We start from the raw sequence: 23,773 nt of genomic DNA, 5'->3' as shown, positions 1-23,773 counted from the left end.
TCCGGCCGGGCCTGCGCGAGCCCAGGTCCGCCGCCCCCGGTGGGGTGTCGGGGCCGGGCCGGCAGGGTCGCCGGGACGGACTCCGGCCAGGCCGGGTCCGGCGGGGACCGTCGTCGGGACCGCGTGCGTCAGCTGCGTGCGGCCCAGGTGGCCGGTGTACGCCTGCAGTGCCCCCGGGGCCCCGGGGCCCCGGAGCCCCGGAGCCCCGGAGCCCCGGAGGGCCGGAGGGCCGGCGGTCCCGCACCGCCCCCGGCCGCCGAGGCCGTCGCCCCGGGGCGCGGGCGGCACCGGCGGGCTCACGCCTCGGACTCGAACTCCGCCAGCAGCGCGTCCAGTTCGTCGTCCCCGCTACGCAGGGCCGTGACCCTGGCCGCCAGCTCCGCGAGCGTCAGCTGTTCCAGGAACAGGTCGATCGGCACGTCGACGCCGAACTCGTCGCGCATGCGCCCCACCAGGTGCACGGCCGTGAGCGAGTCGCCGCCCGCCTCGAAGTACGTCCGGTCCAGGGCGCCGGGCACGTCGTCCAGCCCGAGCGCCTCGCGCAGGACCTCTCCCACCGCCGCCTCGACGTCGGGGACGGGCCCGGCCCCGGTCCCGTCCCCGTCGGCCGCGCCGGGGGTGTCCGGTGCGTAACGGCCCCCGGTCCGGTCCGGCCCGGCCTCCGCGGCCCCGGCCGTGGCGAGCGCGGACGGCTCCTGGCCCGAGGGCCGTGCCCGGTCCCGTACGAGCGACAGGGCGCCGTGGCTCTCGCCCGCGAAGGGGTACGCCGGCAGGTTCACCCGCCGTACCGCGCCCGCCGGGGCCGTCCCGGCGTCCGGGCCGACCCGAGGCCACACGACGTCCTCGCCGGCCAGCCACGCCTCGCCCAGCGGGTCCGCGTCGCGCGTCCCGGCCGCGAGCTTGGCCGCCGCCTCCGCCGCGTCGCGGGCCACCACGTAGGAGCGGACCGGCAGCGCGCCGCGGCCGGTGCGCAGCGTGTGCGCCACATCGGCCAGGCGCGGCGCGTCGTCCGCCCGCAGGGCGGCCGCCAGCGCCGCCTCCACCGCCCCCAGCTGCTCCGGCGTGCTCGCCGACAGCGGCAGTACGAGGGGTCCCTGGTCCCCGTCGGGCACCGGTCGCCCGGGTGCCTCGGCCAGCACCAGATGCACGTTCGTGCCGCCGATCCCCACCGAGGTCACGCCCGCCAGCCGGGGCCCGCCGTCCTCGGGCGCCGGCCACGGCACCGTCCGGTCGACCAGCGTGAAGGGCGCCGCCGAGGGCGAGGTGACGTTCACGGTGGGGGCGAGCGTGCCGTGTTGCAGCATCAGCACCGCCTTGATGAGCGCGGCGACGCCGGCCGCCGCGTCCAGGTGTCCGATGTTCGACTTCACCGACCCGATGCGCAGGCCAGGGGCGTCCCCGAAGGCGGCCTTGGCGGCGGCCAGTTCGATCCGGTCGCCGAGCTCCGTGCCCGTACCGTGCGCCTCCAGGTACTGCGCCCGGGCCGGGTCCAGCCCGGCCGCCGACCACGCCTCGACGATCGCCGCCGTCTGCTGGTCCACGCCCGGCGCGGTGAAGCCGACCTTCGTCGCGCCGTCGTTCGTCACCGCCGTTCCCCGGATCACCGCCCGCACCGGATCGCCGTCCGCGAGGGCGTCCTCCAGCCGCCGCAGCACGACCACGCCGACGCCGTTGCCGGGCACGGTCCCGCCCGCCTTCTCGTCGAAGGGGCGGCACCGGCCGTCCGGCGAGAAGATCCCGCCCTCGTAGTGGACGTAACCCCGCCTGCGTACGGAGTCGACCGCCGCCCCGCCCGCCAGCGCCGTGTCGCACTCGCCGAGCAGCAGCGCCTGGACCGCCAGGTGCACGGCCGTCAGCGAGGTCGAGCAGGCCGTCTGGACCGTCAGGCTCGGCCCGTCCAGGCCCAGCCGGTACGACACCCAGGGCGCCAGGAACTCCCGGTCGGTGAGGATCCGCACCTGCATGGCCCCCACCCGCGCGGCCAGCCCCGGGTCGGTCGCGGCGGCCAGCATGTGCTCGGTGAGCGAACCGCCCACGTACACGCCCGTACGGGCGGGGCCGTGCAGGGGGTCGTACCCGGCGTCCTCCAGCGCCCCCCACGCCGTCTCCAGCAGCAGCCTGTGCTGCGGGTCGAGAGCGGCGGCCTCGGTCCGGTTGAAGCCGAACAGTCCGGCCTCGAACCGGTCCGCGCCGGCCAGATGGCCCTTGACCGGCACATGGTCGGGGTGCCCGACCTCGTGCTCGTCGGCGCCGTCGGCCAGCAGCTCGTCGGCGGAGAACCCGGTGAGGGAGCACACCCCGTCGCGGAGGTTCGCCCAGTAGGCGGCGAGGTCGGGAGCGCCGGGGAAGCGCCCGCTCATCCCCACGATCGCTATCGCACCCTCGGGAACGTCGGTCATCGTCCAATGCCTTTCCGATTGCTGCGGAGCCGCTGTGCGGCGGCGGCCTGCCGGGCGCGGCGGTCGCCGCCCCGCCGGGCGGCCGCCGTTCCTCCCGGTCCGTCCGCCGGTCCTTCCGGCCCTTCCGGCGCCGGACCGGGGCGGTCGAGGTGCGCGGCGAGCGCCGCGACCGTGGGGTACCGGAACAGATCGACGAGCGACAGGGCGTCCTCGTCGTACCGCTCGCGCAGCGCCGCCAGGACCGCGAGCAGCCGTACCGAATTGCCGCCCAGGTCGAAGAAGTTGTCGTGCGCGCCGACCCGGTCGAGGGTCAGCACCCGCGCCCACACCCGTGCGACGTGGTTCTCGGTGCCGCTGTCCGGCGCGCTGTACGTCTGCGCCAGCCGGGGCCGCACCGAGGGGGGTCCGGGCAGCCGCGCGCGGTCGACCTTGCCGGACCGGTTGAGCGGCAGCGCGTCCAGCCGGACGAAGACGTCCGGCACCATGTACCCGGGCAGCCGCTCGGCGAGCCGGGCGCGCAGCGTCCCGTCGGACGCGTCGCCGACGACGTACGCCACCAGCCGCCGGTCGTGCACGGCGGCCGCCGCGTGCGCGACGCCGGGCACGCCCGTCAGCACCGCCTCGACCTCGCCCAGCTCGATCCGGAAGCCGCGCAGCTTCACCTGCGCGTCGGTGCGGCCCAGATAGTGCAGGACCCCCCGGGCGTCGAACCGTCCCAGGTCGCCCGTGCGGTACATCCGGGTCCCGGGCGGGCCGTACGGGTCGGCCACGAACCGCTCGGCGGTCATGCCCGGCTGCCCGGTGTACCCGCGCGCCAGGGACGCCCCGGCGACGTAGATCTCGCCCGCCACCCCGACCGGGACGGGCCGCAGACGCGCGTCCAGCACACAGACGCGGGCGCCGGGCACCGCCTGCCCGATCACCACGGGCTCGCCCGGCCGCAGATCGGCGGTCGTGGCGTAGACGGTCGCCTCGCTGGGCCCGTAGGCGTTGACGATCCGCCGCCCCGGCGCGCTCAGCCGCCCGACCAGCTCCGCCGGGCACGCCTCGCCGCCGACGGCGAGGGTACGCAGCGCGGGCAGGGCGCCGCCCGCGCCGTCGGGCAGCAGCATCGCGGCCGACGGCGGCAGGAACACATAGGTGATCGCCGCGTCCCGCAACCGCTCGAACAGGGCCTCCCCGAGCCGCTCGTCCTCCAGGGCGATGTGCAGCTCGGCGCCCGCGACCCAGGGGAAGAAGAGGTCCGAGACGGCCACGTCGAACCCCGACGAGACGAACTGCAGCACCCGGTCGTCGCCCGTCACGGGAAAGGCGGGCCGCACGGCGACCGCCAGGTTGACCAGTGCCCGGTGCTCCACGGTCACGCCCTTGGGCACCCCGGTCGATCCCGAGGTGTACAGGACGTACGCGGCGTCCCGGGGCCCGGGCGCCGGACCGTCGGCCGGGTGGGGGCCGCCCGATCCGGCCGGCTGGTCCACCCGCAGGCGCGGGACACCCAGGTCCCGGTCCGTGCCCGCCGCCGTCAGCAGCAGCGAGGTGCCGGAATCCTCCACCATGTGGACCAGCCGGGCCTCGGGGTGGGCCGGGTCGAGCGGCACGTACGCCCCGCCCGCCCGCAGCACCGCCAGGGCCGCGATCCCCATGTCGGCCGAACGGGGCAGCAGCAGGCCGACCCGCACGCCCGGCCGCACCCCCGCCGCCCGCAGCCGCCCCGCCAGGGCGTCGGCGCGCGACAGCAGTTCGCGGTACGTCAGGCGGACCGCGCCGCACACCAGGGCGACGGCGTCGGGCCGCTCGGCGGCCCGGTCCGCCACCAGGTCCGGGACCAGACGGTCCGCCGGCGCGGCCTCGGCCGTACGGTCCGCCGCCGCCAGCACCCGGGCCCGCTCGTCCGCCGCCACCGCGTCGATGTGCGAGAGGGGCACGTCGGGCCGGGCCAGCGCCCCGTCGAGCAGCGTCCGGAAGCTCTCCGCCCAGCCGCCGACCGTCGCCGCGTCGAAGAGCCCGGCACGGTGGATGAACTGCGCCGACAGGTCCTCGCCCCACCGCTCCACGTGCAGGTGCAGGTCGAACTTGGCCGTGTCCAGGTCCAGCGGGGACCGCGACACCTCGGCGTCCGCCAGCCGCAGCCCCAGGTCCGTGTCGTCGTCGTACGCGAACACCACCTGCACCACCGGGTCGTGGCTGGTCTCGCGGGCGGGCGCCACCGCGTCCACCACCGCCTCGAACGGTGCGTCCTCGTGCGGCCGGGCGGCCACCAGCCTCTCCCGCAGCCGCCCGATCAGCTCGCCGTACGACGGGTCGCCGCCCAGGTCCACGCGGAGCGCGAGCGTGTTGGTCAGCATCCCGACCATGTCCTGGAGCTCCGCCCGGTCCCGTCCCGACACCGGGAAGCCGATCACCAGGTCCTCGCTGCCCGACAGCCGCCCGAGGAAGGCCGCGTAGGCGGCGAACAGCGCCATGAACGGCGTCGCGCCGCGCGCCCCGGCCACCCCGGCCAGCCGTTCGCGCACCCGGGCGCCCAGTGCGAACCGGTGCGTCCCGCCTGCGGTGGAACGGACCGCGGGGCGCGGCCGGTCCAGCGGCAGCGCCACCGTCGCGGGCGCGCCGCGCAACTGCCCCGCCCAGTGCTCCACCGCGCGGTCGTACGCGCCGGACGCCATCCGCTCCCGCTGCCAGGCCGCGTAGTCCGGGTACTGGAGGGGCAGGTCCGGCGGCTCGTACGGCACGCCCCGCAGCCTCGCCGCGTAACCGGCCGACAGGTCCCGCAGGATCACCTGGAGCGACCAGCCGTCGCAGACCAGGTGGTGGGCGACGAGCAGCACGCGGTGGGCGCCGTCGTCCGTCGCGTACACCCTCGCCCGCAGCAGTGGCCCGGCCGCCGTGTCGAACGGCCGCGCCGCCTCGGCGCGCATCCGCGCCTCGGCCGCCTCCGCCGGAAGGCCCGACTCCCGCCGGACGTCCGCCCGGCCGGCGGCGGACACGATCTGCACGGGCGACCCGTCCGGGCCGGTGCGGAAGACCGTACGCAGTGCCTCGTGCCGTGCCACCAGCGCGTCCATGGCACCGTGGAAGGCACCCATGTCGAACGGACCGCGCACGAGGAAGGCGGCGGGCACGTGGTACTGCGCCGAGCCCGGGTCCAGCTGGTCCAGCACCAGGAGACGGCTCTGCGCGTCGGAGAGCGGGAACTCGTACTCCTCGTCCTCCCCGGCGGCCCCGTACTCCTCGTCCTCCCCGGCGGCCTCGGCCGCGTCGGTGTTCTCGATGGTCCCGGTGGTCCCGGTGGTCCCGGTGTCCTTGACGTCCGTCACTCGTGTTCCCCCCGCAGTACGTCTTCGAGGACCGCGGCGACAGCGGCCGCCGGCCCCGGATCGAGCACATCACCGTGGCGGCAGTCCAGTTCGTGGACGTCCACGGCCGACGCCCAGGGCCGCCAGGCCGCGGCCTTCGCCTCCGTCGTGGCCTCCGGGGCGCGCGTCGCCGAGAAGAGGACCAGCGGCCCGTCGTACGCCGAGGGCCGCCAGGACCGGGCCAGCCGCACATGGTGCGCGCACCCGTCCGCCACGGCCGCCAGCCGGGTGTCGTCGAAGCCGGCGAGCACACCGCCGCCGTCCCGTACGCGTGCGAACACCTCGGCACGCCCCGGCGGCGGCCCGGCGCCCTCGGGCCCCCCGTCGTTGCCGTCTCCGGCGTCGGCGACGCCCTGGTGGAGCAGGATGCGCAGCGCCTCCCGCTCCACCCGTGCCGGATCGAGCGGCCGCCGGGCCACCTCGGCCGGCTTCGGCATGGCGTCCAGGACGGCGAGCAGCCCCACCTCCTCGCCCGCCCGGCGCAGCAGGACGGCCATCTCATGGGCGAGCGGCCCTCCGAAGGAACGCCCCAGGAGCAGGTACGGCCCGTGCGGCCGCACCTCGCGCACCCGGCGCACGTACTGCTCCGCCAGCGCCGTCATCGTGGGCGGCAGCGCGGTGTCACCGAGCAGGGCGGGCGACTGGAGGGCGTGGACCGGCCGGCCGGGGGACAGATGGGGCAGCAGCGCGCCGTAGGCCCAGCCCAGACCGAAGCCCGGATGCACACAGAACAACGGCGTCCCGCCGCCGCCCGCGCGCAGCGTGACCAGCGGTGCGAAGCCATGGGCCTCTTCCTCGCGCCCGGCGCCGCGACCGAGCCGGGCCGCGAGCCGGGCCGGTGTCGGAGCCTCGAACAGGACGGCGACCGGCACCGGCGTCCCGAGCGCCTCCTCGATCCTGGACGTCAGCCGCAGGGCGAGCAGGGAGTGGCCGCCGAGCGCGAAGAAGTCGCTGTCGGGCCCGGCCCCGGGAGCGCCGAGCGTCTCGGCGAACAGGGCGCACAGGGTGGCCTCGCGCCCCGGCCTGGGCACCCGCCCGCCGAGCGCCGGCGGAGCCGGGTCGGGCAGCGCCGCCCGGTCCACCTTGCCGTGCGCGTTGAGCGGTACGGCGTCGACGCGCGCCCACAGGGAGGGCAGCAGGTGCGCCGGCAGCACGCGCGCCGCCTCCTCGCGTACGGCGCCCAGGCCGGCGCCCGCGGCGAGGACCAGATGCGCGGCGAGCACCTTGCCGCCCGCCCGCGGACGGGCGGTCACGACCGCGCGCACGACGCCGGGGCACCGGGCCAGGGCGGCCTCCACCTCGGCGGGCTCGACGCGGTGGCCGCGCACCTTGACCTGGCCGTCGGCCCGGCCAGCGAACTCCAGGACGCCGCTGCCCGCAACCCGCCGCACCAGGTCACCGGTGCGGTACATCCGGCTGCCCGGCGGGCCGTACGGGTCGGCGACGAACCGCTCGGCCGTCAGGCCGGGGCGCCTCAGGTACCCGTGCGCCAGGCCGGCCCCGGCCACGTACAGCTCCCCGACGGTGCCGTCCGGGACGGGGCGCAGCCCGGCGTCCAGGACGTGGGCGCGGGTGTTGTCCAGGGGCAGGCCGATGCCCTCGGCCCCCGCGGTCGCGAAGACCGTCGTCTCGGTGGGCCCGTAGCCGATGACGACGGAGGTGCCCGGGCAGTGCGCCCGTACGCGGCGTACGGCTTCGGCGTCGACGACGTCGCCGCCCGTCCAGACCTCCCGCGTCGTCCCGAGGACCCCGGGCGCCCGGTCGGCGACGAGCCGGAACAGCTCCGCCGTCAGCCAGAGCCCGGTGACGCCCTCGTCGGACAGCACCCGCCCGAGGACCTCAGGCGTCGACGGGCCGGCGGGGGCGACCACGACGGCCCCGCCGTTGAGGAGGGGCACCCACACCTCGTAGGTGGCGGCGTCGAAGGTGTGGGGGCTGTGGAACAGCACCCTTCGGTGGGCGCCGCCGCGCAGGAGGCCGTCCGACGCGAGCTCGACGACCGCCCGGTGCGGGACGACGACCCCCTTGGGCTCGCCCGTCGAGCCGGACGTGAACATGAGGTACGCGGCGCTGTCGGGGTGCGCGACGACGCCGCCCCCGGCCCCCGCCACGGGGACCCCGGCGGGCTCGTCGTCCCGCAGGCGCAGTTCGCGGACCCCCTCCGGCAGCGGTCCCGCGCCCCCGTCCGGGGTCAGTGCCAGGCGCGCGCCCGACGACGACAGAAGCCGCCGTACCCGCTCCACGGGCTGGGACGCGTCCAGGGGGAGATAGCAGGCACCCGCCTTCAGCGTGGCCAGCTGGGCCACCAGCAGCGGCAGGGAGCGCGGCAGCAGCAGCGCCACCGTGTCCCCGGGGCGCACCCCCGAGGCGAGCAGGCGGGCGGCCAGCGCGTCGGAGCCGGCCGCCAGTTCCGCGTACGTCAGCTGCCGCCCGGGAGCGCGGACGGCCACCGCGTCCGGGGTGCGGGCGGCCCACTCGGCGAACCGCCCGGTGATGGTGGCCGCCGAGCCGTCCGGGCGCGGCACGGCCGGGCCCGCGGCCGCCGCCAGCAGCGCCGCCCGCTCCCCGGGCGGCAGCACCTCCAGCCGCCCCACCGGCCGCTCCCCGTCCCGCGCCAGCTCCTCGAACGCCCGCACCAGCCGGGCCGCCATCGCGTCCGGCGCGATGCCCCGGCGGCAGCTCAGCCGCAGCAGCATCCGCTCCCCCGTGACGACCGCCACGGTCACCGGATAGTGCGTCGCGTCCCCGGCCTCCACCAGCCGTACGGCGTCGGCCGGCGAGGACTGCGCGCGGGGAAAGTTCTCGAACGCCAGGACCGTGTCGAACAGTTCCCCCGCGCCCGCGTCCCGCTGCACCCGCGCCAGCCGCACATGGTGGTGGGGCGACAGCCGCAGCTGCTCCTCCTGGAGGCGGGCCAGCAGCCCGCCGACCGGCTCGTCGGCCCGCAGCCGCACCCGTACCGGCAGCGTGTTGATGAACAGGCCCACCATCTCCTCCACGCCCGGGAGATCGTGCGGCCGGCCCGATACGACCGCGCCGAACACCACGTCCCGCGCGCCGGTCGTGCGGCCCAGGACCAGCGCCCAGGCCGCCTGGACCACGGTGTTGAGGGTGACCCCGCACGCGGCGGCGCGTCGCACCAGCGCGGCGGTGAGCGCGGCGGACAGCTCGACGTCCAGCACGTCGGGCTCGCCCTCCCCGCCGCCGGGCGCCGCCCGGTGACCGCTCCCGAGCAGCGGCGGACGCTCCAGACCCGCCAGGGCCCGCCGCCACTCGGCCTCGGCCGGCCCGGTCTCCTGCCGTCGCAGCCACGCCAGGTAGTGCCGGTAGGGCGCGGGAGCGGGCAGCGGGCGGTCCGCGCACAGCGCCGCCAGGTCCCGGGCCAGCACCGGCAGCGACCAGCCGTCCAGCAGGATGTGATGGAACGTCAGGACCAGGTCGGCGCCGGTCGCGTCGTGCACCAGCGTGCCCCGCACCAGCGGAGGCCGGGCCATGTCGAAGCGGCGCGCCCGGTCCTCGGCCATCAGCTCCCGGACGTCGGCCCCCTCGGCCCGCCCGGTCTCCCGCCACTCCACGGCGGCCTCGCGCGGGACGAGCTGCACCGGCTGTTCCAGGCGCCGGTGCCGGAAGCAGGCCCGCAGGTTCGGGTGCCGCTCCAGCAGCGCCGCCACCGCCTCCCGTACGGGCGCCCCGGGCGCGACGCGGAAGCGCGCCTGCACGACGTAGGGATCGGGCCCCTCGCCGTCCCGCAGCGCGTGGAAGTACAGGCCCTCCTGCGCCGGGGAGAGCGGCAGTACGTCGGCGAGCCGCCCCGTACTGCCCGTGCCCCCCGTGCCCGCGGTGGTCATTCCCGTGCTCACAGGTCGCCCTCCAGCATGGCCAGCTGGTCCTGCGACAGGTCCACGAGGTCGAAGTCCGACGCGGTGTACCCGCCCGTCCCCTCCCGGGCCGCGTGCGCCACCAGCACCTCGACGGCCTCGCGCCACAGCTGTGCCAGCCGTCGTGCCGCGGTCTCGGCCGGTGTCCCTTCCGGGTACGACCATCCGGCGACCAGGCCCCGGTCCAGCACCACCGCGTCGATCTCGACCGCGTGCGCCAGCGGCACCGCGTCCGCCGCCGCCCCGAGCAGCTCACCGCCCGCCGCGTCGCCCCCCGTCAGCCGCCCGAGGTAGTTGAAGCGCACATCGGGCACGGGCAGCCCGGCCAGCTTCCCGGCCGTCTCCGGGTTCAGGTACCGCAGCAGACCCCACCCCAGACCACCGGACGGGACCGCGCGCAGCTGCTCCTTGATCCGCTTGAGGGCCTCGCCGGCGTCCGGCGCCGAGGGATCCCAGAAGCCGCCGCCCGCGACGGGTCCGCCGTCGAGCCGCACCGGGTACTGGGTGGTGAACCAGCCCACGGTCCGCGAGACGTCCACGTCGTCGGCGAGCGGCTCACGCCCGTGCCCCTCCAGGTGCACCAGCAGGCCGCGTCCCCGCCCGCTCCCGCGCCACCGCTCGACGGCCGCCGTCAGCGCGGTCAGCAGGACCGCGTCCACACCGCAGTTGAAGGCCGTGGGCACGCGGCCGAGCACCGCCTCGGTCACCTCGGCGCCGAACGCGACCGTGAACGTCCCCCGCCGCGCCCCCGCCCCGGGCCGCCCGCCGACGGTGTCCGGTCCGTCCGCCGGTCCGCCCGCGAGCCGGGCGTCGGGCCCCGCCAGCGCCCGCGCCCACCAGTCCGGTTCCACGTCCGCGCGCTCCGGTCGCAGGGCCTCCTCGCGCAGCAGCGCGGCCCACCGCCGCAGCGGCGTCCCGCCCACGGCCCGGCCCCCGTCGCCCTCCCTGGGCTCCTCGCCCGACAGCGCGGCCGCCAGCTCCGGGCCCAGCACCCGCCAGGACACCCCGTCCACGGCCAGATGGTGGACGGTCAGCAGCAGCCGGCCCTCCCGACCGGCCCCGGCGTCCTGCCACACCGCCCGCAGCATCTCGCCCCGGAACGGATCCATCCGGTCGTCCGGCGGCGGCTCCCGCAGCACCGGTACCGTCACCGAGCCGGCCGGCCTGACCTCCAGCTCGTCGCCCAGCAGCCGCATCCGCAGCGCTCCGTGCCGGTCCACCAGCCCCTGCACCGCGCCGGCCACCAGCGACGCGTCCGCACCCGCCGGGACCGGGAACACCATCGACTGGGTGAACGCGGCCGTGTCACCGCCCTGTTCACGCCACCAGTGCATGATCGGCGTCAGCGGCACCCGCCCCGCGTCCTCCTGCGCGCCGGCGCCCGTCGGGGCGGCGTCGCGCGCCACCAGCGCCAGCCCCGCCGGGGTGCGGGCGGTGAACACGTCCCGCGGCGTCAGCGCCAGGCCGGCCGAGGCCGTCGCCCGGCCGGCCAGCTGGATCGCCATGATGCTGTCGCCGCCCAGCCGGAAGAAGTCGTCGTCCGCGCCGACCGACGGCACCCCCAGCACCTCGGCGAAGAGCGCGCTCAGCGCCGCCTCGCGCGGTGAGGCGGGCGCCCGGCCCTCGGGCACCTCCGGGGCGGGCAGCGCGGCCCGGTCCAGCTTGCCGTTCGGGCCCAGCGGCAGCGCGTCCAGCACCACCACGTCGGACGGCACCATGTGCGCGGGCAGCAGCGCCGCCGTGTGCGCGAGCAGCGCCCGCACCTCCACCGGCCCGCCGGGCACCGCGTAGCCGACCAGCCGCCTTCGGCCGGGGACGTCCTCCCGTACGACCGCCACCGCGTCCCGTACCGACGGGTGCGCGGCCAGCGCGGCGGCCACCTCGCCCGGCTCGACCCGCAGACCGCGGAGCTTCACCTGGTCGTCGGCCCGCCCCAGGCAGTCCAGGCCACCGTCCTCCCGGCACCGCGCCAGGTCGCCCGTCCGGTACATCCGCGACCCGGGCGGCCCGTACGGATCGGCGATGAACCGTTCGGCGGTCGGCCCGGGGCGTCCCAGGTAGCCGCGCGCCAGCCCCTCGCCCGCCAGGTACAGCTCGCCGCGCACCCCGACGGGCACCGGCCGCAGCCGCTCGTCCAGGACGTACGCGCGCGTGCCCGGCACCGGCGTACCGATCGGGGGCGGCGAGCCGTCCGCGACCAGGGGCCCGGCCAGGGTGGCGCCCACCGTCGACTCGGTCGGACCGTACGCGTTGTACAGCCGCCGCCCGCTCACCGCCCACCGGGCCACGAGCTCCGGCGGGCAGGCCTCCGCGCCCACGGCCAGCGCGCGCAGCGCCGGGTACACCCCGTCGGGCACGCTCGTGAGGACCGACGGCGGCAGCAGCGCGAAGGTGATCCGCCCACGGTCCAGCAGCCCCCCGAGCGCGGACCCGGCCGACGTGCCCGGGGGCGCCACGACCAGCGTGGCACCGGCCGCGAAAGCCAGCGCCATCTCCCCGACCGAGATGTCGAACGCCGGGGACCCCAGCTGGAGCACCCGGTCCGCGGGCCCCAGGCCGAACCGCTCGCCGTAACCGCGGGCGAACGCCGCGACACCGGCGTGCGTGACGGTGACGCCCTTGGGCCGTCCGGTCGTCCCCGAGGTGTGGATGACGTAGGCGGCGCTCCGGGCGCCGAGCTCCCGGCGCTCCAGCGGCGGGCCGCCGTAGCAGCGCTCGTCGAGGATGAGCAGCGGTATGTCGCCGGGCAGGTCCGTGCCCGCCTCGGCGACGATCAGCACCGGTGCCGCCGCGGCCAGTACGGACCGCACGTGACCGGCCGGGTAGCCCGGGTCCACCGGCAGATGGGCGGCGCCCGCCCGCTGCACCGCGAGCGCGGCCACCACCGACGCGGGCGAGCGGCCCAGCGCCAGCGCCACGAGCCGCTCCGGCCCCGCCCCGCGCTCCACGAGCAGCGCGGCCAGCCGGTCCACCCGGTCGGCGAGCTCCGCGTACGTCAGCGACAGGTCGCCGCACTCCAGCGCCACCGCGTCCGGGGCGGCCGCCGCCCGGCGCGCCACCATGTCCGGCAGGGACAGCGGCGCGGGCGCCGCGGGCCCGGCCGCCTCGGCCGGCAGCCGTGCCCGCTCCGCCTCCGGCACCAGGCTGTGCGCGCGCAGCGGTACGTCGGGCTCCGCGGTGAAGCGGCGCAGCAGCTCCACGTACGCCTGCGCCCAGCGGCCCACCACCGCCGGCGAGAACAGCTCCGTACGGACCTCGAAGCTGCCCTCCATGCCGTCCTCGGCGTCCCGCACGATGCCGACGAGGTCGTGCTCGCCGCCCGTGTGGATCCGCTCGGGCTCGGCGAACTCGCGCAGCGAGCGCACACTGCGCTGCTGCGACAGGTGCATGAACACCCACTGGAACAGGGGCGAACGGCCCGCGCTGCGCTCGGGCGCGGCCGCCGAGACGATCCGCCCCACGGGTACGTCGGCGTTCGCCATCACCTCGGGGAAGTCCGCCACGAACCGCGCCAGCACCTCACCGAACGAGTCGTCCGGCCCGAACCGCCAGCGGGTCGGCACGGCGTTCATGACGTACCCGATCACCCGCTCGAGGCCCTTGGCGGACCGGTTGGCGGTCGGCGTGCCGAGCACCAGGTCGTCCGCGCCCGACAGCCGGTGCGCCAGCGCCGCGAAGGCCGCCATCAGCACGACGTACACGGAGGCGCCCCGCCGGCGGGCCAGCGCCCGCACCGCGTCGGCGGTCTCCCGGTCGATCAGGAACGGCACCTGGGCGATGCCCGAGCCGTTCCCCGCGGGCGCGCCCGGCACGGTCAGCGCCCCCGGCGGCCGCTCCAGATAGCGTCGCCAGAAGGCGAGCCGCGCCTCGAACACCCCCGACCGGTCCAGCTCGTCCTGCCACGAGGCGAAATCGGCGTACTGGACCGGCGGGCGGGACAGCCGGGGCGTGTCCCCGTCCCGCACCGCCCGGTACGCCTCGGCGAACTCGCTCTGCAGCACGTCGAAGGACCACCAGTCGGTGATGATGTGGTGCAGGCTCAGCATCAGCGTGGAGCGCCGGTCGTCGACCGTGACGAACCGGGCCCGGATCAGCCGGTCCCGCGCCAGGTCGAACGGCCGCCGGCGGAACGCGTCGAACGCCTCGGCGATCCCCAGTCCCGTCCCGCGCAGGTCCTCGCGCTCCAGCGGGAACGGCCCGTCGTCGGGGAAGTCCAGCCACAGGTCCCCGGCCTCGCCGCTGATCCTGGCGCGCAGGATGTCGTGGTGCTCCCGCACCAGCGTCAGGGCCGCCGTCAGCTGCCCGGGGTCGACGGGCCCGTCGAAGTGGTAGGCCGAGCAGAGGTTGAGGGCCGGGGTGCCCGGATACAGCGAGTCGTACACCCACAGGTCCTCCTGGGCGGGGCTGAGCCGCACCGGACCCTTCCCGTCCCTGGGCGGTACGACGGCGGGGACCGTACCGGCCCGGCCGGCCTCCACCAGGCGGCGCATCAGCCGCACCCGTTGCTCGGAGCCGAGGGCGCTGAACCGGTCGGCGGGGGAAGCGGTGGTCATCGGACATCCTTCTGGAGTTCGGCCAGCCGGTGCAGCCCGGCCAGCACCTCTTCCCGGCCGAGGCCGAAGTCGATGAAGCACGCCACCTCGTCGACGCCGAGGTCCACGAGGTCGGCGAGCATCGTGCGGCAGGTCTCGGCCGAGCCGAGGAGTGACCCCCAGGTCAGATACCTGCGGAAGGCGAAGTCGGCCATCATGGCGGTCTGTTCGTCCGTCAGCTCCGCGGTGCGCCGGTCCGCGGACCGGTTGGCCGAGGTCTGGCGGACGTACGACCTGAGGTACGTCTTCAGGGGCGCCTCGGCCAGTCGCCGGGCCTCCTCGTCGTCCGCGCCGACGAAGGTGTGCGCCATCAGCGTGACCCGGCCGTGCGGGCCGGTGCCGCCCTGGTCGGGGGCGGCGGCGCAGGCGGCCCGGTAGCGGGCGATGTGGGCGGCGAGCCCGTCGCGGCCCTGCCCCACGGTCGCCCCGAGGACACCGGTGCGCAGCCGGCCGGCCGCCTCCCAGGTCTCCGGGCTGCCGGACGTGGTCAGCCACAGGGGCAGCGTGCCCTGCACCGGACGGGGCTGGGGCCGCACCCGGACCATCTCGCCGGTGCCGTCGGGGAATTCCGCGGCCTCGCCCGCCCAGAGCCGCCGCAGCAGCGGAATGTCGTCCAGCATCCGCTCCCGCCGGCCGGCGTAGCTGCCGGGGGAGAGGACGAAGTCGGCGGAGTGCCAGCCGGTCGCCGCCGACAGGCCGATCCGGCCGTGCGACAGGTTGTCGACGACTGCCCAGTCCTCGGCCACCCGCAGCGGGTGGTGCAGCGGCAGCACCACGCTGCCGGCCCGGATGCCGATCCGCTCGGTGGCCACGGCCAGCGCGGCGCTGAGCACGGGCGGGCTGGGGAAGACCTGCCCGACCTGCTGGAAGTGCCGCTCCGGTGTCCAGAGGGCGTGGAACCCGAGCCGGTCGGCGGTACGGGCGATGTCGAGGATGTCGTCGTACGTCCGCTCGTGCCGGGTCGCACCGGCGTCGGCGCCGAAGAACATCACGCTGAGGTCCACGGCACCTCCTCCCGCTCCTGCGTCTGCTCCTGCTTCCGGGGGTTCCCGGCCGGGGTGAGCGGGGCCGGGGGGCCCTGCGTGACCGGCATGGCCTGCGGGGCACGCGGGCCCGCCGGGGGATCCACGGCCGGGGTGCTCCGGGCCGCGGCCTTCCGGGTGCTCCGGCGCGGCACGCGGGCCCGCCGGGGGATCGGGGCGCCGGCGGCGCCGTCCGCGCCGCCGGCCCCGGACTCCAGCGCGGCGGCCAGCCCGGCGACCGTCGGCGTGGCGAAGAGCTGGGCGGCCGTGACGGTGCCGACGCCGGACGTGGTCAGCCGGGCCGCGACCCGCACCGCCCGCAGCGAGTTCCCGCCGAGCAGGAAGAAGTCGTCATGGACGCCGATCCGCTCGACACCGAGCACGTCCGCCCAGACGCGGGCGACGCGCCGCTCCAGCGGGCCGGGCGGGCCGAGTGGCGCGGGCAGGGCGGCCGGCGCGCCCGCCGCCGCCTCCCGGGCCGCACCGGCCACCGCGCCTCCCGGGTGCGGCGGTCGCGGCAGGTCGAGCCCGGAGACGCGGACGCCGGGGTCGGCGACCGCCGCCTCCAGCGTCCGTACGAGCGCCTCCGCGAGCCACTCCACCGTCTCCCGCTCCAGGGCGCCCGTGCGGTACTCCAGGGTGATCACCACATCGTCCGGCCTCCCGTCCGCGGTGTGGCGGTCGGCCACGTCGATCAGCAGCTCGAACCGGGCGGCTCCGGTCCGCACCACCTCGACCTCGGTCCCGGCACCCGGCAGGTCCACCCGTGCCCGGGCGTTGTTCTGCAGGGCGAGCACGACGTCCGTGAACGGCTGCCGGCCCGGCCGCCGGGCCGGGTTCACCGCCTCCACGACCGCCTCGAACGGCACGTCCTGGTGGGCGAGGGCCGCCAGGTCGGTGTCGCGCACCCGGGCCAGGAGGTCGCGCAGGGCGGGGTCGCCCGACGCGTCGGTGCGCAGCGCCAGCATGTTGACGAAGAATCCGACCACGTCGTCCGCCGACCCGTCGGTGCCGCGCGCGGCGACGGGGGCGGCGACGACCGTGTCCTCGCCCGCCCCGGCCCGCGCGAGCACGGCGGCCAGCGCGGTGTGCAGCACCATGAAGAGGGTGGCCCCGTGTGCGCGGCCCAGCTCCAGCAGCCGCGCGTGGGCCGCGCCGTCCAGCCGCCGTACGACGGTGCCGGCCGCCGCCGACCCGGTGTCCCCGGCCCGCAGGGGCAGCGCGGGCACCCGCGCGCCGGACAGCGTCCGGCGCCAGTGGGCGAGCTGCCGCTCCCGAAGCCCCGCGAGCCGTTCACGTCTTCGCCGCCCGAGCTCGGCGTACCCGGCGGGGACGGGCGTCCGCTCCCGCCCCGCGTAGGCCCGTGACAGGTCCCCGAACAGCGGTGACAGGGACCAGCCGTCGGCCGCGATGTGGTGCACGACCAGCAGCAGGGCATGCTCGTCGGGCCGCTCGCGGACGGTGAACAGCACGGCGTGCACCGGTAGTTCGCCACTCAGGTCGAACCGGTGCCGGGCGGCCTCGGAGATGCTTCTCTCCAGATCGGCGGCGGCCACCACCGACCGCGTCAGCCGGGGGCGGGCCGCCCCACCCGTCAGCACCCGCCGCACCGGCTCCCCGTCGACCTCGTCGAAGAGCGTGCGCAGCGCCTCGTGCCGGGTGACGACCTCGTCGAGCGCGGCGCCGAGCGCGTCCGCGTCCACGTCGCCGCGCAGCCGGACGAGCAGGGGCATGGTGTACGCGACGCCCGCGTCGATCCGGTCGAGGAACCAGAGCCGGCGCTGGGCGTCCGACAGCTCGTCGGCCCCCGCCCCGCCGCCGCCCGTGGTCCCGCCGGCGGCTTCCGCCTCCGGGGCGGGGGCGGCTCCCGCGGCCCCGGTGGCCCGCGCGGCGGCGACCCTGGGGGCCAGCCCGCCCGGGGTCGGCGCCTCGAAGAGCGTCCGTACGCCGATCTCGGCACCGAGCGCCGTACGGACGCGTCCCAGCAGCCGGGCGGCGAGCAGGGACTGCCCGCCCAGGGCGAAGAAGTCGTCGTCGACACCCACCGACGCCACGCCCAGCACCTCCGAGAACAGCCCGCACAGCGCCCTCTCCAGCGCGCCGGACGGCTCCGCGCCGAGGGCGCCGCCGCTGCCGCGCACCGCCCGGGGCGCGGGCAGGGCCGACCGGTCCAGCTTCCCGTTGCCCGTCAACGGCAGCGCGTCCAGCGTCACGAAGGCGCCCGGCATCAGGTGGGCGGCCAGCACGCTCCTCGCGTACCGGCGGAGCTCGCCCTCGTCGTACCCCGGGCGCCCCACCACATAGGCGACGAGCCGCAGTTCGCCCGCGTGGTCCTCGCGGGCCACCACCGCGACCCGGCGGACGTCCGCGTGCCGCGCCAGCACCGCCTCGACCTCACCCGGCTCCACGCGAAAGCCCCGGATCTTGACCTGGGCGTCGGACCGCCCGACGAACTCCAGCACCCCGTCCGGGCGCCGCCGCACCAGGTCCCCGGTGCGGTACATCCGTGTCCCCGGCCCGCCGTACGGGTCGGCGACGAACCGCTCCGCGCTCACGCCCGGCTGCCCCGCGTACCCGTCGGCGATGCCCGCCCCGGCCGCGTACAGCTCCCCGGTCGTTCCGTCCGGGACCGGCCGCAGCCGTGCGTCGAGGACGTGGACCCGCTTGCCGGCCAGCGGCCTTCCGATGGGCACGGGACGCCCCTCGCGCACGTCCTCGGGCGTGATGGCGTGGACCGTCAGGAAGACCATGCCCTCCACGGGCCCGTATCCGTTGGACAGGCGCACCGACGGCCACCGCTCCAGGGCCCGGCGCACATGGCCCGGGGAGAGCGCCTCACCACCGACGACGATCTCGCGCACCCCCTCCAGGGCGTGCGGATACTCGTCCACGATCACGTTGAAGAGGCTGCCGGACAGATACATCGACGTGACACCGTGCTCGGCGACCAGCCGGCCCATCACCACCGGGTCCGGCCGCTGCCCCGGGTGCAGCACGCACGTCCCGCCGCTGAGCAGCGGACCCCACAGCTCCATCGCGAAGGCGTCCCACGAGACCGGGGAACACTGCAGCCACACCGCGCCCGCGCCGAACCGGGCGAAGTCCTGCCCCGTCACGGTGGCGGTCACGGAGTGATGGGACGCCACGATGCCCTTGGGCCGCCCGGTGGAACCCGAGGTGAACATCACGCACGCGGCGTGCGACGCGTCGACAACCCCGGAGCGCTCCCCGTTCCCGCCCTTGTTCCCGCCCGCCCGTCCCGCCGCGCCCGTGTCCCCGTCCCCGTCCCCGTCCCCGCCCCCGTCCTCGACCAGGACCGTCCGGCCGGGGCCGTCCCAGGGCGCGCCGCGCCGCGCCACCACGACATCGGCGCCCGCGTCGGCGGCCATCGCCCGCAGCCGTCCGGCGGGGAACTCGGGGTCGAGCATCACATGGGCGGCGCCCGCCTTCAGCACCCCGAGCTGGGCGACCACCATCTCCGTGGACCGCTCCACGTACACCCCGACGCGCGCCCCGCGCCCCACCCCGCTCCGGAGCAGCAGAGCGGCGAACCGGGCGGCGCGCGCGTCGAGTTCGCGGTACGTCAGCCGTTCGTCCCCGTACACGAGGGCGGTGGCGTCCGGCGTACGGCGGGCCTGCTCCTCGAACAGCTCGTGCACACACCGGCCCATGTCAGGATCCGCCGCCGCGTATGGACGCCGGGCGCAGGTCCGTCCAGTGCTCCTCGACGTACGCGAGGGCCTCGGGCCGCGGGCTCGCGGCGAGGGCGACGGTCCACCCCCGCGGTACGTCGATCCCCTCGGGCCAGAGCGAGTGCTGTGCCTCGTCGTTGACCAGCACGAGGTAGCGCCCGTCCTCGTCCTCGAACGGATTCGTCCTCACATCACCCATGCCACTCATTCCCCCTTCAGGTCGGGAAGCAGTACGTCGATGTCGCGCACGGAGCGCCGGGCCAGCCCCCACAGCGCCACGGCGATTCCGCACACACCGGCGATGAGCAGCATGGCGGCCATGCCGCTGCCCGGTCCGTCGCCCAGCACCGGCCCGAGCAGCACGAAGACCCCCGTGCCGGCGGCCGCCTGCGGTTCGAAGACGTGGTCGGCGAGCGGTCCGGACACGGCGGTGGCCAGCGGTACGGAGAGCTGCGACAGGAACACGACCGCACCGAAGACCCGGCCGTGCCACTCCTGCGGCACCTTGGTCTGGACGAGGGACTGCATCGCCCCGTTGACCACGGGCATGATCAGCGCGCCGATCAGGATGGCGACGCACCACCCCACGACACCACCGGCCAGGGCCATCGCCACCTGGGCCGACAGACACATGCCGATGATGCCGGCCATCATCCCGCGGCCCCGGTCCCGAGGCCCGCCCCAGACCGCCATGAGCAGCCCGCCCGCCACCCCGCCGATCCCGATGGCGGTGTTGACGCTCGCGAGTGCGGCGGCGTCGTTGCCGGTCCGGGCGAGGACCATGGGCTGCACGGCCGCGAACCCGAAGACCATCACCAGGTTGACCGCGCAGAACGTCAGCATGAGGTCGCGCAGGCCGGGTTGGGCGAAGAGGTAGCGCAGGCCCTCGCCGGCCTCGCGCAGGATGCGCTTGCGGGGCCCCGCGGAGCCCTTCGGCACCACGTCGCCCTTGAAGCGCACGACCCGGATGGTGACGAGGGCGATGGCGAAGCTCACCACATCGGCGACGAGGATGACCCCGATGCCGGACAGGGCGACCAGCAGCCCGCCGAGCGCGGGACCGCCCACGTCGGCGGCGCTCTTGGCGCCGGCCAGCATCCCGTTGGCCCGCTGCAGCTGGTCCTTGCGCACCAGCATCGGCACCGCCGAGGCCATGGCGGGGAACTGGAACGCGGCACTCACGCCGAGCAGGGCCACGGCGGGATAGATCTGCCAGGTGCCGAGCCCGCCCCCGGCGAAGTGCAGCGCGCACAGCGCTCCCAGGACGATCAGGCCGCTCGCGTCGGCCAGTTGCAGCGCCACGCGCTTGGTGCACCGGTCGATCAGGGCACCGGCCACCGGGCTCAGCAGGACCTGGGGCAGCAGCGCGCACAGGGAGAGGGCGGTGACGGCGGTGGCCCGTTCACCCGCGGACCACGCCTCGATGATGAAGGCGAACCGGAGGACGGAGTTGCCGACGAGCGACACGACCTGTCCGGCCCATATGAGCGAGAAACCCCCCATCCCTGCGAAGCGGCCAGGGCGGTGAGCTTGTGGCTCGGTGCCGCCCTCCACACGTAAGGACTTGCGCATGAAGACCCCGACGTCCGTAGCGGATCAGCGGGGTTGAATCTCGCACACAAGTCCGGTTCGATCAACCGTTTCAGCCAGGGAGGGGAACAGCCGTCCAAGGGCTCTCCGGATCGCTCACCAGGGCACGATGAGCCTGGAGGACGGGGGCGCACCGGCCGCCGGACCCCTCGCGGCCGGGTTGCGGACAGCGCGCGGGGACGCGCCCGGCGGGGAACTCCTCGCACCCCACCCCCGGACGCCGCCGCGCGCCACCCCCGTACGCCGCCGGGGCAGCACCCCGGCGCGTACGCCCGCGCCAGCCGCCGGCCGTCCTCGGACGCGGGGGTATTCCGGGCCTGCCGGCACTGGCCCCTCGTGCTCCTCGCCCTCGGCTCAGGTGGGGCGAAAAGGCACCGGGAACGGGAAACCGCAGGTCACCGCGGTGGCCGGGGTCGCAGCCACCGTGGCGGCGCGCGCCCGCGGGGAAACCTGGGGATCCTGGGTGCAGGAGCGCTGCCCAGCCCCTTACCGACGGATCCAGGTGGTGAGGCCGTGGACGGGACCGGCGAGACCGGCCGGGGACCGGCCGATCCATGCGTCGATCCCCTGGGCGAACCGTTCCTGCGGACGCGGTACGCCGTGCCGACGCGGCCGGCCGTCTTCCTGCGGCGCGAGCGGCTGGCCAGGCACCTCGACGAGGCGTCCCTGACACCGTTGACCATGGTCAACGGCTGCGCCGGGGCGGGCAAGACCCTGCTGGTCGCCGACTGGGCGGCAGGGCTTGAGCGGCCCGTCACCTGGCTCACCACCGACATGGTGGGGCAGGGGCCCGGCATGTTCTGGGCGTACCTGCTCCAGGCCCTGCGCACCTCCGGTACGCCGGTGTCCGCCCACGTCGGCCGTCCCGAGGAGGCGAACCGCGTGGACCACGCGCTGCTGGCGCGGCTCGCCGCCGACCTGAACGGCCGGGACCGGCCCGCGATCGTCGTGCTCGACGAGTACGACCGGGCCACCGCCCCGGAGCTGTCGGAGCAACTGCAGTTCGTCCTGCACCACGCGGGGCAGGGGCTGCGTCTGGTCCTCGTCACCCGCACCGAACCGCTGCTGCCGCTGCACCGCTACCGGGCCGCCGGGGACATGACGGAGATCAGGGACGCGGAACTGGCCTTCACGCCCGAGGAGGCCGCGGTGCTGCTGGACCTGCACGGGCTGCGCCTCGCCATGCCCGCCGCCCGCGCCCTCGTGGACCGCACCCGCGGATGGGCCGCCGGTGTGCGGTTGTGCGCCCTGGCCGCCCGGGAGAGCCCGGACCCCGAGAGGTACCTCAAGGAGTTCGAGGCGGACCGCGGCACGGTGGCCGACTTCCTGCTGGCGGAGGTGCTCAAGCGGCAGACACCCCAGACGCAGGATCTCCTGCTGCGCGTCAGCGTGCTGGAGCGCTTCTGTCCCGATCTGGCGGACGCGCTGACCGGGCGCGGCGACGCCGGGCCCCTGCTGGCCGGGCTGCACCGCGCGAACGCGTTCGTGGAGCACCTCGGGCACGCCTGGTACCGGCTCCATCCGCTGTTCGGGGACATCCTCCGCGCCCACCTGCGGGAGCGTTGTCCGGGGCTGGAGCCCGAACTCCACCGGCGGGCGGCCCGGTGGCTGCGGCGCCACGGATCCCTCTCGGAGACACTCGCGCACGGCGCCGCCGCCGCCGACTGGGAGTTCACCGCCGGCGCCCTCGTCGACGACCTCGCGATCGGTCAGCTCTTCACCGGCCGGCACTCCGGCGATCTGACCGGACTCTTCTCCCGCATGGGGCCCGAGGCCGGCGGTCGCGCGACGGAGCTCGTCCGCGCGGCCCGTGACCTGTCCCGCAACGACCTCGACCGGGGCCTGACCCATCTGGCCCGCGCCGAGGCGAGCCTGGCCGGGGCGGGCCCGGCCGGGGACACGCCCGCCGTGGCGGCCGCCCGGTTGAGCTGCGCCCTGCTGGAAGCCCTGGCGGCCCGGCTGACCGGGGCGCCCGGGAGGGCGGAGCGTGCCGCGGAGGCGGCCGGGGGACTGCGCGAGGAGGTGCCCGCCGACCTGCTGGACAGGCACCCCGAGCTCATCGCCCTGCTGGAGACCCATCTGGGCTCGGCGTGGCTGTGGGCCGGGAGCTTCGACCAGGCGCGCGCCGTCCTGTCCGCGGTGGCCGCGGGCCCGGGCGGGACCGCGACGGCGCTGGTGCGCGCGGAGTCCCTGGGCCACCTGGCGCTGATCGACTACCTCGACGGCTGGCTCGGCAGGGCGGAACGCAAGGCACTGGCGGCGCTGGGCGAGACGGAACGGTTCACCCCGTGCCCGGCCGGCTCCGACATCGGCCGGCTGGTCCTGGCCGCCGTGGCCGTCGAGCGCGACGAGCTGGAGCAGGCCCGGTCCCTCCTCGACACGGCGGCCGACCCGCACGCCCTGCCCCGGGACCCGGTGACGGTGGCGGGCCGGGCCCTCGCCACGGCACGGCTGCTGCTCGCCCGCGGAGACGTACGGGCGGCCGTCGCGGCCGCGGAACCGGCCGTCGTCACGGAGACCGCCTCCCCCTGGGCACAGGGCCACACGGCCCTGGTCGCCTCGGCCGCGCAGCTGGCCGCGGGCCACCCGGACGCGGCCGCCGAGCTGCTGCGGGCGGTACCCGAAGGCCAGGCGGCGTGCGCCGTGGGCGCCGCGCGGGCGCACCTCGCCGCGGGGGACCCCGCCACCGCGACCGACCTGCTCGACGGCGTGCGCACCGGGGGCCGCACCGGCCCCGCCGTCACCGTCCGGGCCCTGCTCCTCCGGGCGCGGGCCGCCGACACGGCGGGAGACCCCGCCGGCGCCCGCGTACTGGTCGCCCAGGCCCTCCAGGAGGCCCGGCGCGAGCGGCTGCGGCTCCCCTTCCTCGAAGCCGGCCCCTGGCTGCGGCCGCTGCTCGGCACCGGGCCCCTGCGGGAGCTCGCCCGGGGCTGGCTCGTCCCCGGTCCGCCCGGCCACGGCGAGCCGCCCCGGCCGGCCGGGACCCCTCCGCCCCCGGTGCCCGTCGAGGAGCTCAGCGGACGCGAGCGCGATGTGCTGCGGCGGCTGGCCCTGGCCATGTCGACGGAGGAGATCGCCGCCGACCTGTACGTGTCGGTGAACACGGTCAAGACGCATCTGAAGAGCGCCTACCGGAAGCTGGCGGTGAACCGCCGCAACGACGCGGTGCGCCGGGCGCGCGAACTGCGGCTGCTGTGACCGTTCGCCCGTGACGGGTGAGGCGCCGGAGGGACCTTTCCGCTGCGAT

At 76.7% G+C, this 23,773-nt stretch carries 9 protein-coding genes; 1 reads left to right on the top strand and 8 read right to left on the bottom strand.

The features are described from left to right. Nucleotides 1-296: 296 nt before the first annotated feature. From PUR26_RS32885 to PUR26_RS32850, 8 genes are read right to left on the bottom strand one after another with little or no spacing between them, the layout of a single operon-like run. Nucleotides 297-2,399: a beta-ketoacyl synthase N-terminal-like domain-containing protein gene (locus PUR26_RS32885; RefSeq protein WP_329878239.1), complete on the bottom strand. Its 2,103-nt coding sequence runs from the start codon at nucleotides 2,397-2,399 to the stop codon at nucleotides 297-299. Then, nucleotides 2,396-5,713 (bottom strand): non-ribosomal peptide synthetase, encoded by a 3,318-nt coding sequence (locus PUR26_RS32880; RefSeq protein WP_329878236.1) that lies wholly within the window; start codon nucleotides 5,711-5,713, stop codon nucleotides 2,396-2,398. The genes PUR26_RS32885 and PUR26_RS32880 overlap by 4 nt, the downstream gene beginning before the upstream one ends. Beyond that, a complete protein-coding gene (locus PUR26_RS32875; protein ID WP_329878234.1) occupies nucleotides 5,710-9,612 on the bottom strand; it encodes an amino acid adenylation domain-containing protein in 3,903 nt (1,300 codons plus the stop codon). The genes PUR26_RS32880 and PUR26_RS32875 overlap by 4 nt, the downstream gene beginning before the upstream one ends. Continuing rightward, nucleotides 9,609-14,183, bottom strand: a complete 4,575-nt coding sequence (locus tag PUR26_RS32870; RefSeq protein ID WP_329878232.1) for a non-ribosomal peptide synthetase — start codon at nucleotides 14,181-14,183, stop codon at nucleotides 9,609-9,611. Before PUR26_RS32870 ends, PUR26_RS32875 begins: the two co-directional genes overlap by 4 nt. Then, complete coding sequence (locus PUR26_RS32865) at nucleotides 14,180-15,226, bottom strand: MupA/Atu3671 family FMN-dependent luciferase-like monooxygenase (protein ID WP_329878230.1); 1,047 nt, start codon at nucleotides 15,224-15,226, stop codon at nucleotides 14,180-14,182. The genes PUR26_RS32870 and PUR26_RS32865 overlap by 4 nt, the downstream gene beginning before the upstream one ends. Further along, nucleotides 15,211-18,915: an amino acid adenylation domain-containing protein gene (locus PUR26_RS32860; RefSeq protein ID WP_329878228.1), complete on the bottom strand. Its 3,705-nt coding sequence runs from the start codon at nucleotides 18,913-18,915 to the stop codon at nucleotides 15,211-15,213. The genes PUR26_RS32865 and PUR26_RS32860 overlap by 16 nt, the downstream gene beginning before the upstream one ends. Before the next feature lies 1 nt (nucleotide 18,916). Continuing rightward, on the bottom strand, nucleotides 18,917-19,135 hold the full coding sequence (locus PUR26_RS32855; protein WP_329878226.1) for an MbtH family protein: 219 nt from the start codon (nucleotides 19,133-19,135) through the stop codon (nucleotides 18,917-18,919). 5 nt (nucleotides 19,136-19,140) lie between these two features. Beyond that, nucleotides 19,141-20,439 carry an MFS transporter gene (locus PUR26_RS32850; RefSeq protein ID WP_329878224.1) on the bottom strand — a complete coding sequence of 433 codons (1,299 nt, stop codon included), beginning with the start codon at nucleotides 20,437-20,439 and terminating at the stop codon, nucleotides 19,141-19,143. A gap of 600 nt (nucleotides 20,440-21,039) precedes the next feature. On the opposite strand from PUR26_RS32850, the gene PUR26_RS32845 reads away from it, so the two are divergent. Beyond that, a complete protein-coding gene (locus PUR26_RS32845; protein WP_329878222.1) occupies nucleotides 21,040-23,724 on the top strand; it encodes a helix-turn-helix transcriptional regulator in 2,685 nt (894 codons plus the stop codon). Nucleotides 23,725-23,773 lie beyond the last annotated feature (49 nt).

Source organism: Streptomyces sp. SP18CS02 (genome assembly GCF_036322365.1).
Taxonomy (GTDB): domain Bacteria; phylum Actinomycetota; class Actinomycetes; order Streptomycetales; family Streptomycetaceae; genus Streptomyces.
This window is presented reverse-complemented; position numbering and strand designations above follow the sequence as displayed.